The sequence below is a fragment of the Candidatus Nitrosotalea bavarica genome (assembly GCF_900167955.1).
GTDB classification, from domain to species: domain Archaea; phylum Thermoproteota; class Nitrososphaeria; order Nitrososphaerales; family Nitrosopumilaceae; genus Nitrosotalea; species Nitrosotalea bavarica.
On sequence record NZ_FUYK01000003.1, the window covers coordinates 95,428 to 108,837 of the forward strand.

The following is a 13,410-nucleotide window of genomic DNA, read 5'->3' on the forward strand; positions in this document are numbered from 1 at the left end:
ATTCCATATGAAATCCTTCAAAATGGTTATTTTCCTATAGATTCACCAAACCTCCACTACATTGAATTTCATGCTTTTTGGAGCATTTGAAATAGTCTCGGCTTGATGATGTTCTGCATATCTTTTGCTTTGGGATGTAACATGTCTTGATCTTTCCATATTGATCTGGCGGATGCCTAAATCTTGAATAAAGATATTTGAAGAAAACAGAATTCTTGGTAATACCGTCAGCAATCTTCCACGCTGGTTTTTCACATTTTGGGCATGTTATCAATTCAAACTGAATGTGCAAATTATAGTATTAGTCTTTTCTTGGAAAAAAGAGAGTAAAACTGGTTCAGTAAATATTCAGTTTCGTGTTGCATTTGTGGTAGAGGTGTTACTTCAGTGTTAAATCAGTGTTAACCAGTGTTAAATCAGTGTTAACCAGTGTTAAATCAGTGTTAAACTAGTGTTAACTACAAACTTGTGACCAGTTAATTATATTGTCCTTATGAAAATTCAGGAAGAAGACAGCTATATTCTGTACCCATATGCTCACGTTTTATCGCATAGTCTACTGAAGTGTAGAGATTTGGTAATTTTTCTTCTCCCTTTCTTTCTGTCAACGCAAATGCTTGTGCTATCACCTTATCTATTGCATCCATGATGCTCTCTATTTTTTCTGCATCCTCTTTCTCAAAGTGCTTTCTGATTAGCAATCTCTGATGCGACTTTGAGAGATTCTTGATTGTAGAATCTGTAAAGTCGAGGATCTCAGAAATATTCTTGTCTTCAATCTTTTTTAGTTCTGCACTAACCTTCTTGAGATGCCCCTCTATTTTGTCAAGGTTTTTTTCATTTCTTTGTGGGGCTAGACGATAAATAGAATGTCTGCCGGCTTGTTTGGTTTTGTAGACTGACTTGTTCATCAGTCCCAACAGGGCTTCATCGAATACACTGTAGTGCAGATCATACTTGGGTTCTTTGTCACGTAGACGCTCTTCCGCCTTTTTGAGAAGCTGAGTATATCCCAAATCTTCTGGCATCAAGGCCCAAATTATCGCATCCTGTACATCTTCTTTTTTCATGAATTTACTCTCTTTTTTCCTAGTATGTCTTATTTATTAATTAAGATTATTTTGAATCATGACAGCTCTAAAGCAAATAGTCGATGATAATGATTACAAAAACAACAAAGAGGTAAATACAACAAAGCGTCTCGTACTCACAGATGAGGACTGCATTGTGCAGTCTGATGTGGGAAAAAAATTGACATATGAAAAAATCCAAACAACAACTGCAAAACAACACAAAATCACAAAAAAAGATAGCCTTCTTTCAAACCAAGATATACGACGATGGTATGACAACCTTGCAAGAAGCAGTGGTGTAACAGCTGAGGTCAGACTGCGAAAACTAAACCGGTTCTGCGAGAACAACAAGATAACTCCAATGGAGCTAGTCGAGTTGGGACAAAAGGACTCGCGTGCAGTAGCAGACCTGATTGAAGACACCATCACAACAATGGAAAAACAGCACAGTGCACCTCAATACATCAAGGCAATGGTAACCGCGGTAAAATCGTGGCTACATCACCATGATATCGAGGTCAGGCGAAAGATAAGAATCGCAAATTCAGACTCGACACCTTCGCTTGTAAATGAGCGCGTGCCAGATGACATTGAACTCAAGGAACTGTTCAACAGGGCAAATCTGAGAGCAGGTGCAATAATGGCAATGATAGGAAAGGCAGGACTCAGACCTGAAGTGCTAGGAAAGCATGATGCCTCAGACGGTTTGATGATAAGAGATCTGCCAGAGCTAGACATTGTCCTTGGAATCGCAAGGTTTCAAGTGGTGCCACCCAGAGTTATAGTCCGAAAGACTCTATCAAAAGCAGGACACACCTACTTTACTTTCATATCAGAATCAGGTGCTGAAAAAGTGCTTGCATATCTTAATGAAAGAATGGCATCCGGTGAAATGCTAAACTCTGAAAGTCCAGTGATTGCACCGTCGTCAAAACTTGTAACGTACCGCGGAAAACATCAAGGAAAAAAATTCATGACAACATCAGTGATCTGCCAACAAGTAAGAAGAACAATGAGGCCAAGATTTCCGTGGAGACCATATGTGTTGCGGGCATTTTTTGACACACAACTATTGATTGCAGAATCAAGAGGAAAGATTGCTCATGACTTTCGCGTCTTCTTTATGGGACACACTGGATCAATTGAAGCAAAGTATACTACAAACAAGAGCATACTTCCAAAACTGTTGACAGATGAAATGAGAGAATCATTTCGAAAGAGTCAGGAATTTCTAGACCTTGAAGTCAATGCAAAAAAAGAAGAAAACATCAGTCCAGAAAAAATCGTAACTGTCGAAGAGTTTGAAAAATTAATTTCAGAAGGCTGGCAGTATGTCGCAACCCTACCAAATGACAAAATTTTGGTCAAAAATAGCAGGGGCTCGTAGTCACATGTAATACGGGCCCGGGGGGATTCGGGTACCATTGTGGTCGTTATTTTGGGCCCACTTTTATAGAAAAATCAATTTCATGCTACATTTTATAGAATAATTACAACATGAAAAAGATATAATTTCAGTTTTATTTTGGTTACATCTTCAGAATTTCTTTTGTTTTATCAACAAATGCTTCTGCATTTTCTACCAGATTTTTTGCCTGAGTTGGAGATATCAGATTTGCATTGTCATATGTGCGACCATGCCTGAGTTTTCTTGCCCTATCAAAGGAATCCAATATATCCTTGTTTGAGAATTTTGCCGAAAATACCGCCTGCACAAATAACACCACTGTAGCATGATGTTCGATTCCTTTTGTCCTGTAGTCTTTAGAAAACATCAATGCCCTACCAGCATGTAACATTGCCTCATATGCAGCAGTGTGTGCCAATCCCCACTCATTTATGCGTAGAACATTCTTTGCCGATGTCAGTTTTGCACTAGCATTTTCAAGTTCATTTTTGATCTGATCTTTGTCAGATTCAAATTCTTCAACTCTATCTTGCTTCAATAAGTCGCTTAAATTCATACTCATCGCCTACTATCATCAGTATTCGAGTCTTTGAGATTTCCTTCATCAAAGGTATTTTCTTTTCCACTCTTTCCATAAACTCCTTCTCTTTCCATAACAAGTAATTTATTTCACGTCCTATTGTTCTTTCTGTTTTAGATATAGATCTGAGAAGAGCATCCTCGTTTACATCACCAATTACCAACAAATCAATATCACTTGACTGTGATTCAGTTCCCTTTGCAAATGATCCGAAGATTAATGCATACTTGATCTTTTCTTTTGGTAAATCTTTGGCAATAATTTCATCTAGCATCTCAAATTTTAGAAATATTCTTTTCAATTCATTGAAGATGATACTCTGATTATTTATCTTGTAGAATACTAGATTACCTTGAGTTCTTCTTGTAACTAGACCAATATTTTGGATCAGCGGTGTTTCTTTTGCTATTGTGGAAGGTGCTAATCCAGTTTTTCTTGCAATATCATTTGCATGGAATTCACTTGAAGAATTCAAGAATAAGAGTTTTAGAATCAAGATCTGAGCCCTAGATTTGAAGAGGTTTTCAAGTGAGCTTTTAATAGATACGACTTTCTGTGTTTTTTTCTTTTCTTTGAAAACTATATTCTTTACAGAAGGAAGTACATTACTAATAATTGGTTTTACAACCTCTTCTACTCCATCATTTACCAGTAGTAATCCAATTCCAAGGTTTTGACAAGAGTTGAAAATTATCTTAGAAGATCGGTTTTTTGGAATTGCAAGGTATGAAAAATTGGCGGTATTCTTTTGATGTAGTGCTTGTTCTATTCCTCGCGATATATCCCCAGAACCTCCTTTGACTTCTATGGCTGTGATTTTGTCATCCTTTGTAGCTATTATGTCCACAATTCGACCTCTTAGTTTTACTTCGTGGAAGGTCTTCCATCCTTTCTTTTCGAAATACTTTTCTGCTTTTTGTGAGATAGTAATCTCTGTATTTATAAAAGTACCATTTCTATTGATCGAATGATCATTCACTAAATAGAAATAGTATTTCTATTATATATAGTTAGTAACTAGTTAGCACATTAGCAACTGGACGCATCTACATCGGGGGGATTCGGGTACCATTGTGGTCGTTATTTTGGGCCCACTTTGTACCTAAATGGTGTTATCTGGAGTTTTTATTTTTTAAATTTCATTCTAGAAGATGCAATTACTGAAACTATTCCAATCAACATGACTGGAATTGCAAATGGAAATTCTGATATGACGGATAAATTCGACATGGTAGAATTTGAAGCATATGAACTTGGAAGAATAGTAGGAGATAATGCCAGAGTATCATTAAAAATTGAACCATTGGTAGCTAATACAGAAGTTATTGCTCCACTGGAATTAACAGATAGATTTGGTAGTGTTGTTGGAGTTATGTCAATCGGATTAAAATTAAGTTCTGCTACCGTGCCTTTGTCAACATGTACGGAAGGATATGAAAATAACTGGGTTTCGTTTCCATCAGATACACTAATTGTTAATGTAAATTCTCCAGTGTTTGTTCCATTTACCAAAACCCTATACGATTCAGGCATATCTTTTATTGATGCATACTCTACACCGTCTATCGAGAGAAATGTTCCAGTTGGAATATTTTCATCGATTGTATCATTACCATCATAGCCTAATTTTCCACCATCATTGTTACTAATTATGGTCATATGGGCATCAGAGTGTAGAGTGAAATCAGTATCAAAGATTATTCCTTCTTTAATGTGACGAAGTGGTGGTTGATAATAATTATCAGATGACCAATCAGGATTTCCAGATGGTGTAAATCCTTTGCTTTCGGCGTTTATTACCAATCCTACTATGTCTTGAACAGCCTTGTTCTTTAGTAAATCTACATGCGCTGCAGAATATTCTACCGTATCAGGAACATACCATACTTTTGTCGCATTCCTAGTATAGGCAGACCATGCAGGAACTGTCCCATCCCCATCACCGAAACTTGGTTTCATTACACCATTGAAAACCTTACCATTAGGAAGAGCAAATTGAATGGAGCTCTTGTCTATAGTTACATTATATGGCCTTAGATAGTAATGGTGCAGAGTTTCTACTCCGGTTCCCACTATGACAAAATTTTTGATTCCAAATGGCAAGACAGCAGGGTTGTAAAAATTTCCAAACTTACTGTAGTAATTATTTGCATTTTGTAGTAGGTATTGATTCAATGACTGCGGACAAGGGATGGTTGGAGAACATGGTGTAGCTCCACTATAACGAATAGTATTATACGTAACATCTCTGTTTAGCGTTACATTTGCACTGCCGTTGTAAAATTGAACAAAAGGTACTCTTGGAAGAAGTTGATATGCAGCAGCAGCATTTTGTGCAAGTGTTTTCATTTTTGAGACAGACACTAGTGGATTTCCAAACTGATATCCGTTGACTAGAGCGTAAAATGCCTTAGGTGCGCCCCAATATGGAGTACCCATCGTAATTAAAGAATCAATATTTGATACATGTGATGAGCCACTCATTATGTAACCTTTAGCTAAAATGCCGCCCATACTATGCGCTAAAATTATGACCGCATTCTTTCCAGATTTTTGCATAGCTTCACTAATTTTGTTATCAAGATCACCAAAATGTTGTGCGTTGTCTAGTCTCCAATCATATGGAAATACAAAAAGATCTTTATCTAGTACATAACCTTGATCTTTTACAAGATATTTTATCATTGGACCATAAACATTTGTAAGTGGCCCTCCAGTTCTTAATTTTCCATCCAGTATGCCACCAAGATCTACATTATTTATTGATGAGCCATCTGGATTTAATTTCAAATCATTAATACTTGTATAGAGCGGATTTGGTATAGGCCATGCTTGATGGTCATTTATTCTTAATTCAGTTCCAGCTATTCCTGGAATCAGAATTATTGGCAAGTGATCTTTTGGACCTGCAAGAACAAAATTTTGGTCAGATACATTACCAAATGCACAATCTCCATTTGCATCCTCGTTACATGTACTGTTAATTTCATTACCGTATTCTTCAGCCCCATTTGTTGCTGAAGAGGAAGGTGAAAATGTGCCCCACAGTTCCCAAAGAGGAAGTAGTTCGAATAAGTCTGAGCTTTTTTCAGGTTTGATTAATTTTTGACCATCTGGCGTCTCTGCTGACAATATTCCTATTCCTACAGGTGCGTTATCTATTGAATAACTCCCATCTGGAAGAGTAGTAGCATTTATTGTCTTAGTGTCACTGTCATTGTCAATATTTTCAAATGTTTTTAGAGAGACTTTAACATTAGAAATTTGTTGGTCTGATGGATCGTATTGAGTAGTATTTTTGTCATCTACAAATACATGACCTGTTACTTTCATATGAAAATTAGTTTGATATGGAAACTGTAGATCGGTCAAGCCAACTAAATTGGTAGGACTAAGTGGATATTCACAATATGTATCTCCAATAACTCTGCCTGGAATAAAGGGTGAAAATACTGGACCGATTTTACAGTTTGGGTTCGTAGTGGTTGGAGTGTAACCTAACACATGAGCATGCCAGTCACCTGTCTGGGTTCCATTGGTATCTATCAGAATTCCTATTTTCAGTGCAGGGATAGGATTACTGCCATAAGCATAGTGCATAATTCGTGTTATATTATCTTGCGACCAAAGAGTGAAAACACCATCTTCCGTAGTCCAACTGTTGAGATACTCCATCTCTGCAAGTACTGATATTTGATTTCCTGAATCAGCTATGCATAACGGTGTTGAGGTGCTACTGATTGATTGCTCACAAATAGTTGCATAGATACTAGCTCGTGCAATTCCGGGTTTGTCATTTTGAAAAACACCATTTCCATTTGTATCAAGGAATAGTCTTCCATTGATAACGTTATTTGGGATTGCTTGGTAAACATAATTTAGTCCCGTAATATTCTGGCCTGGCTCTAAGAACCAATCAATATTAATTGAATGGCCCGGATATGCCGATCCTGGATTTGATGAGTTTGTGCCCGGCGGTATTAGTTGCAATCCTGTAATAGTTGGTATTGATACACTCACATATCCTGGCATTATGTTATCAAATGTAAAATTCTCATTAGAACGTGTTTTGTTATGAAATGTTCCATAATCTTTACCCCAAATTGCATCTGAATAATTTGTAAAATGGGTAAGATCACCAACAGCTAGTATACTCACAGGAGAATCTTTTATTGGCGTATCACCTGAATCAAAACGTCCATCTTTATTGTTGTCTATGAATATTGAACCACTTATCGAACCTTTTTCCAGTGCTCCAAATACATCAAGTATTCTACCTCCTTCTATTGAACCCTTTAATCCCTCTTCAATATCTGCACCACTAAGAATTGCGTTCTTGATTTGTGCATAATTCCAATCCGGATGATGTGCAGCGACTAGTGCCGCAGTGCCTGAAACCATTGGAGATGCCAACGAAGTCCCAGAGCTATAAACATACCCATATTGGGAATTGCTTCCTTTGTCAACATCATTCCATGTATAGTCAAACACATTGAGATTATTGGACTTGCTGGGTACTACTGTGAGATGGAATTGTCGAACAGGATTGGCCCCATTAAGATATGTTCCTTCTACTCCTTGTTTGTTTGCATCCATTTTTAGTTGAAATAATTCATTTGGTCTGAAGGTAGATGAAATATCCATCTCTTGCATGTTCGAAGTGTATGTGATATTAGCTTTAACAGGCTCTATGATTTGAGTACCCACAAGATAATGCAGATATGAAAGTAATTCAGAATTATTTAATTGAGAATTGTCCCCCCATGTGAAAATAAATCCATTACTCATACTTGTGCTGAGTATGTCAATTGCAGGCGCAGCAATATTCACAACAGCATTTCCAGACGCTGAACGAGTCCAAAGATTTCCACTTTTATCAGTACCTCCAACAGTTATTACATTATCAGACTGTGCTGAATAACATGCTGGATATGCACGCATTTTGTCAAAATTTTCTTTGTCATTTCCTGCTGCTACAACCACCAAGACATTGTTATCTTTGAGTTGTTGTAATAAATTTGATATTCCATTTATACATTCAACACTGTCAAGTCCCCTAAGTGAAATATTTACTACTTTTATATTTTCACCAGCTAGTTTTTCTTTAAGAACATATGCTAATGCTTTTGTTACACTATCTTCAAAATTATTCTGAAAATTAGGATCATTTGGAACATAGTTGTCAGGAAATACTTTCAATGCCATTAGTTTGACATGCCAACATATTCCAGTTACTCCTATCCCATTATTTCCCTCTGCTCCTATAACTCCTGCCACTTCAGTACCATGGTCTGGATCAGTAGGTTGATTTGAAAGATTTGGTGTAGGATCATTAGTATTATCCGGAAAGTCAAATCCATGACTTCCGTCAACAGGGTTAGTCCAAACATTATTTTGTAAATCAGGATGTGAAAAATCAATACCGGTGTCTATTACAGCGACAACAACCTTGGAGCAGTCATTTTGAATTGCCCATCCTTCTGGAGCAGAAATATGATAGTCTTCAGTGGCATTCAGATGCCATTGTTTATCAAACAACGGATCGTTTGGTATGACACGATTAGGCGATTCATCGGATGAATTGATATTTCCAAACAATATAATTGAAGAAACTAGGATCAGAAACAATATCCAGGTAGCAGAGCCAACACCACCCATAATTGCTATCCTAATCAAACATAGTATTTAATCATCCTGTAGGTTGTGATTTCTTGGATATTTCTTGCTTGAACTTTACAATATAGAGCCTGTAACTATAACGAACATATCATCATAATGAAAGAATAGTTTGTCCCGTAGGATCCAACTACTAACGTGGAATAATTTTAGTTCCACTTGCATCTACATCGGGGGGATTCAGCTACTAACATGGGCTTATTTTGGGCCCACTTTGTGCGTAAAATTACGAGTACGAACAGCTAAAAGACGGTTATAATTTTGAAACGTCTCTTTCTATTTTTTTGCCTTCTTTATCGACAAAGTAGTAGGTATCATGGCCATCATTTTCAAAATGTAATGTGAAACTCTCATCTAAATCGTCTAATGTATCGCCCCTAACTTCAAATCCACATTCGATACAAATTCCCCTCATGTCTCTAGTCATATTGTAAACTTTTTTTGTTATTTCTTACTATTAAATAAGATCTTTGTTTTCTTCATAAGGATATTCAAATATACAAAAAATAAACAACTGAAGAATTAATTAAAAAATGATTTTACTTTAGAGATAAAACTAGTTTTTTCTACCCATTCATAAATTTCAATATCCATTCCTTCATCCTCAGGTTTGTTGACAAATTGTTTAGTCGAATGAACTTTGAAAACCACGCGGTCTGCCTTTTTTCTAGTTCATCACCATTTTCTGTTTCAACGTATGGGTTAATTGCTCTGTGTCGGCAATTCTAGATTGATAAATTACCTATATTCATCCCCACAGTCACCAATAGAAGAAAACAAATCATTTGATCTTGAGGTTACTGATCTTATCTTTTCATTATCTTCTTTATCTAAATTTAATGAAAACACTCTAGCATTGTCTGACTTGTGCTCTGCTATGCCAAGTCTTACACCAATTATCACACCTGCAACAACGGGTTTATCCAAGACATATTTTGCAGCAACATTTGCAATGCTGACATGATGCTTTTTTGCTATATGATTTAGTACCGCAAGTAGCTCTTGAAATAGAGCCCATCCACCCCAGACATCAATCATGGTCTTGTATTTCTGCAAACTTGATGTATATAGCTCAGACCTCGTTGGCTCTGGTTTTTCTCGATAATTTTCAGACAAGAATCCTCCGAGAAGAGTTCCATAAGCTAGTAGTTTGATGTCATGTTTTTGGCAAAATGGAGTCATCTTGACTTCAGGTCTAGAGTCTATGATAGAATATTGCACTTGATTTGATACTAGTTTGAATCCATTTTCTACCATAGTCTCAATTCTTTCCGTATCAAAATTTGTCAGTCCAACATGTCGTATCTTTCCATCATCTTGAAGCTTGAAGAGATGATGTAATGCATCAATGTAGCTTGGATCGTTATAATCCCACCAGTGAAACTGGACAAGATCGATTGCTTTTACATTCATTCTTCTAATGGACTTGTCAATGTAATGCTCCACAATTGATCTAGTCATGGGACCTGGATTGGGGACAAATTTTGTTAGAGCCTGTATTTTGTCAAGTTCGTCTTTACCCTTTTTCTTTTCAAGTCTTCTTCGAAATTCACCGATGTATTCTTCGGCAGGTCCATAAATGTCTGCCATGTCCCATGTAGTAAAACCAGAATCATGGTATGAAAGCATCTCAGAAATGGCAGATTCTGGGTCAATTTTACCATGACCTCCCGCTACCTGCCACATACCGTTTAGGATTTTGCAGATTTGCAAGTCAGATGTTAACTGGTAGGTTTTTTGTGATTGTGACATGCTTGTGATTTTCTGAAAACTTTACCTTATTTCTCTTTTTAATCTTCTTATACTTTTACCAATTACATCATACAATACCACATATGAAAACTACCCATTAGGTTAAATCTCAAACCTCGCCATTACAATTCATGATATCGGACATTCTAAACGAGCCTGTCTCCAAGTTTACAAATAAAAAAATGAAACGAGCCTGTCTCCAAGTTTACAAATAAAAAAATGACTACAATATCAAGCGATCTTACCATTCAAGACGCAGCAAAGGCAATGGCAGAATCTAAAGTAGACAGTATCCTAGTCTTTGAAAAGGGAAAAATAATAGGAATGGTTACAGAAAAGGACATTTTACAGGATATAGTAGCAAAGGGACTAGACCCATCAAGTACAATCCTCAAACAAATAGCAAAGAGTCCATTAATTACCATAAACAAAACCGCTCCAGTAAAAGAGGCACTAGAAATAATGAAAAAGCATGATATCAGAAGGCTAGTAGTAATGGACAAGCGTCCAATTGGACTTGTAACCCAAAAGATGGTCTGCGGAAATCTCACTGACAGAGATATTGTACTGCCAGAACTAGAGTTCCCAGATAAAACAACATGTCCCTACTGCACTCTACATTTCAAAGACAATGCAAGTCTTGGCAAGCATATTGATAGGATTCACATCAAACTATAATTTACCAAAATTGGGAAATTTTGCATAATTTTATAACAATCCTGAAACAGCCATTGATTACACATGGTAGTAAAACGACAGCCCCACCCTACAAAACATGAACAGACCCGAAGCATAAGTTATCGTTTACCAGAGCATATCATAGAAGAGTTGGAGACAGAGGCTCAGCAAAAGGAGATATCTCAGAATGTTTTGGTAAAACAAATTTTAGAAAAATATGTCGGTTGGGAGAGATTTGCAAAAAATATTGGCATGATTCCAGTTCCAAAAGAGATTCTCATGGTACTAGGTGAAAAAATGGACGGAGGGGTAATGAATGAGATAATACAAAAAATGACTCCAATGATTAAAGACTGGGTCATGTTTATGAAAGGCAGTTATGATTTGAAACGAGTAATAGAATCACTTGAGGAGTACATGCGAGCATCTGGCATGACATCAGACCATAGAATTGAGGGAGACATTCATCATTTTATCATACAGCACAATCTTGGAATACGCTGGTCTTTATTTACAGAACTTTTCTTAAAACAAGTCTTTCACGAGTTTCTACCAGGTCTTGTCATGAAATCTCGCACTACACCAAATACAGTCATATCAAGTATTGCGCTAGGTTCTGACTTTAGCGAACACGACCATAGTTGATATAATTTTTAAAAAATTTAAACCTATGAAAAATCAGATTAAACTACAAAAACCCTTAAGTAATTACAGTCCACACCAGCAACAATTTGTCATTACAAATCAAATGGACAAGGCATGCAAAGCAAAGGGCGTTGGAAAGAGACATCAATGAAAAAGATGTTGCGTTTGTTATCAACAATTCTGTCGAAACAATTTATGATGATAGAAGAGAAAATTACAAAAGCTTTGCACTAGTCAATCATTCACTTACAAACCAGCAAACATACTTGATGGTTGTTCCTAGCAAGTTTAATACACAAGTTTCAATCATATCAGTCATGTGGCAGACAGCAGGAGGATTACAAAGAAATGGCTTCAGTAAAGTACGATAAGGAAGCAAATGCACTATACGTGAGAGTAGCTCCAAGCAAAAAACACATCAAGGAAACAATATCCTTGGGAGAAGACAGGTTTGTTGATTTGGATGACAAGGGTCACGTCGTAGGCTTTGAGATTTTGTTTCCAAAGTCCATGCCAAAAGAAGCTGTAAAAGCTATCAGTCGTTCTAAAGACATGATAGAATTGACACAGTCAAATTAATTGCGGACTTTGAACTTGTTCCATCCCGTTCCACGGGCATCTACCTTTCAATCCAGATCCCACCAAGTTGCCCCATAGACTTTATTTCACTGGTCTTAAGATAGATGCCAACACAGGAATAACTTAGCATATCCTTAGCTATTTAGAATCATGAATTATAATAAAATTCTAGCTTACAGTTACAGTTCCAATTCGCCATGGATGGATTGTACAATAGTAATGATACACGCCAGGACTGTCAAACTTGTAAGAAAACGTGTCTCCAGTATTTAGCAAACCGCTGTTAAATAATGGAACTATATTTCCATGTGAGTCTATACTTTGAATATCATGTTGAATGTTGTCTTGATTTTGCCAAGTAACAGTCGTTCCAGGAATTATCTCCAAGTTAAGTGGCAAATAGAAACCAGTACTTGCTGTTGCAAAGTTTCCATTTGGAATCAATATCTTGGCATTGTTTGATACACTGACAGATGGGATAGGATCGCTTCCAAGTAAAAGATAACTTAGAACATATTTCTGGACACTGTCTTGCATGTTGGCTGATACCTTCCACATTGAACCACTTGTTGTTGCGTATAGTCGTGTTCCATCAAGAGAAACAGTAAAGGTATCCGAAGATCCAGTTTGCGCAGGACCTTGGGCATGAAATGAACCATCGTTGTTATACGTAAAATTCCACGAGTCTCCAGTAAATCTGGCTACAAAAATCCCATTACTTCCCTCTACTAGAATTGCACCCTTGTCTATAGTTGAGGGATTTACAATAGAAAGCCTCATGCTTGAAGTATACAGAGTTGGAGTATCGCCATTTATCATGGCAGCTCCACTGCCTTTCATGGAATAGGTAGAATCTGCAAAAGCAAAACCAGATGAGACTGCCACTATACTGAGTATGATTCCCAAAACAAGGGCTCTCATGTCCAGTTTATACTACTAAATATACTATATAATTAACATATACATTATCAGGTTTGATAATCATTCCCAGATAATAATACACAATTCTAAAAAAGAAC

General features: G+C 36.8%; 12 protein-coding genes and 1 pseudogene. 6 read left to right on the forward strand and 7 right to left on the reverse strand.

From position 1 onward, the window contains the following. Positions 1 to 491: 491 nt before the first annotated feature. Positions 492 to 1,070, reverse strand: coding sequence for a hypothetical protein (locus C0Q33_RS01570; RefSeq protein WP_101476848.1), 579 nt, complete (start codon positions 1,068 to 1,070; stop codon positions 492 to 494). Between the two features lie 58 nt (positions 1,071 to 1,128). On the opposite strand from C0Q33_RS01570, the gene C0Q33_RS01575 reads away from it, so the two are divergent. Then, on the forward strand, positions 1,129 to 2,460 hold the full coding sequence (locus C0Q33_RS01575) for a site-specific integrase (protein WP_101476849.1): 1,332 nt from the start codon (positions 1,129 to 1,131) through the stop codon (positions 2,458 to 2,460). Between the two features lie 142 nt (positions 2,461 to 2,602). Here the strand turns inward: C0Q33_RS01575 and C0Q33_RS01580 are convergent, their stop codons facing one another. From C0Q33_RS01580 to C0Q33_RS01595, 5 genes are all read right to left on the reverse strand, one after another. Then, on the reverse strand, positions 2,603 to 3,037 hold the full coding sequence (locus tag C0Q33_RS01580) for a HEPN domain-containing protein (RefSeq protein ID WP_165776405.1): 435 nt from the start codon (positions 3,035 to 3,037) through the stop codon (positions 2,603 to 2,605). Continuing rightward, the gene (locus C0Q33_RS01585; protein ID WP_101476851.1) at positions 3,006 to 4,040 is read right to left on the reverse strand and encodes a nucleotidyltransferase domain-containing protein; all 1,035 of its coding nucleotides are present in this window, start codon (positions 4,038 to 4,040) and stop codon (positions 3,006 to 3,008) included. Before C0Q33_RS01585 ends, C0Q33_RS01580 begins: the two co-directional genes overlap by 32 nt. A gap of 146 nt (positions 4,041 to 4,186) precedes the next feature. After that, positions 4,187 to 8,719 carry a S8 family serine peptidase gene (locus C0Q33_RS01590; RefSeq protein WP_101476852.1) on the reverse strand — a complete coding sequence of 1,511 codons (4,533 nt, stop codon included), beginning with the start codon at positions 8,717 to 8,719 and terminating at the stop codon, positions 4,187 to 4,189. A 271-nt stretch (positions 8,720 to 8,990) separates the two neighbouring features. After that, positions 8,991 to 9,164 (reverse strand): hypothetical protein, encoded by a 174-nt coding sequence (locus tag C0Q33_RS09165; RefSeq protein WP_165776406.1) that lies wholly within the window; start codon positions 9,162 to 9,164, stop codon positions 8,991 to 8,993. Positions 9,165 to 9,475: 311 nt separating this feature from the next. After that, a complete protein-coding gene (locus tag C0Q33_RS01595) occupies positions 9,476 to 10,489 on the reverse strand; it encodes an aldo/keto reductase (RefSeq protein WP_101476853.1) in 1,014 nt (337 codons plus the stop codon). Positions 10,490 to 10,696: 207 nt separating this feature from the next. Between C0Q33_RS01595 and C0Q33_RS09555 the strand changes: the two are divergent. The 5 genes and pseudogenes from C0Q33_RS09555 to C0Q33_RS01615 all read left to right on the forward strand — a co-directional run. Then, a pseudogene (locus tag C0Q33_RS09555) lies at positions 10,697 to 10,834 on the forward strand (CBS domain-containing protein); the annotation flags it as partial. Continuing rightward, positions 10,814 to 11,167, forward strand: coding sequence for a CBS domain-containing protein (locus C0Q33_RS01600; protein WP_281258814.1), 354 nt, complete (start codon positions 10,814 to 10,816; stop codon positions 11,165 to 11,167). The pseudogene C0Q33_RS09555 and the gene C0Q33_RS01600, both read left to right, overlap by 21 nt. A gap of 63 nt (positions 11,168 to 11,230) precedes the next feature. After that, on the forward strand, positions 11,231 to 11,812 hold the full coding sequence (locus C0Q33_RS01605) for a hypothetical protein (protein WP_101476855.1): 582 nt from the start codon (positions 11,231 to 11,233) through the stop codon (positions 11,810 to 11,812). 86 nt (positions 11,813 to 11,898) lie between these two features. Continuing rightward, positions 11,899 to 12,183 (forward strand): DUF4258 domain-containing protein, encoded by a 285-nt coding sequence (locus C0Q33_RS01610; protein ID WP_101476856.1) that lies wholly within the window; start codon positions 11,899 to 11,901, stop codon positions 12,181 to 12,183. After that, positions 12,161 to 12,391, forward strand: a complete 231-nt coding sequence (locus C0Q33_RS01615) for a DUF2283 domain-containing protein (RefSeq protein WP_101476857.1) — start codon at positions 12,161 to 12,163, stop codon at positions 12,389 to 12,391. The genes C0Q33_RS01610 and C0Q33_RS01615 overlap by 23 nt, the downstream gene beginning before the upstream one ends. 168 nt (positions 12,392 to 12,559) lie before the next feature. Here C0Q33_RS01615 and C0Q33_RS01620 read toward each other — a convergent pair whose 3' ends face one another. After that, positions 12,560 to 13,312: a cupredoxin domain-containing protein gene (locus C0Q33_RS01620; protein WP_133120975.1), complete on the reverse strand. Its 753-nt coding sequence runs from the start codon at positions 13,310 to 13,312 to the stop codon at positions 12,560 to 12,562. Between the last annotated feature and the right edge of the window lie 98 nt (positions 13,313 to 13,410).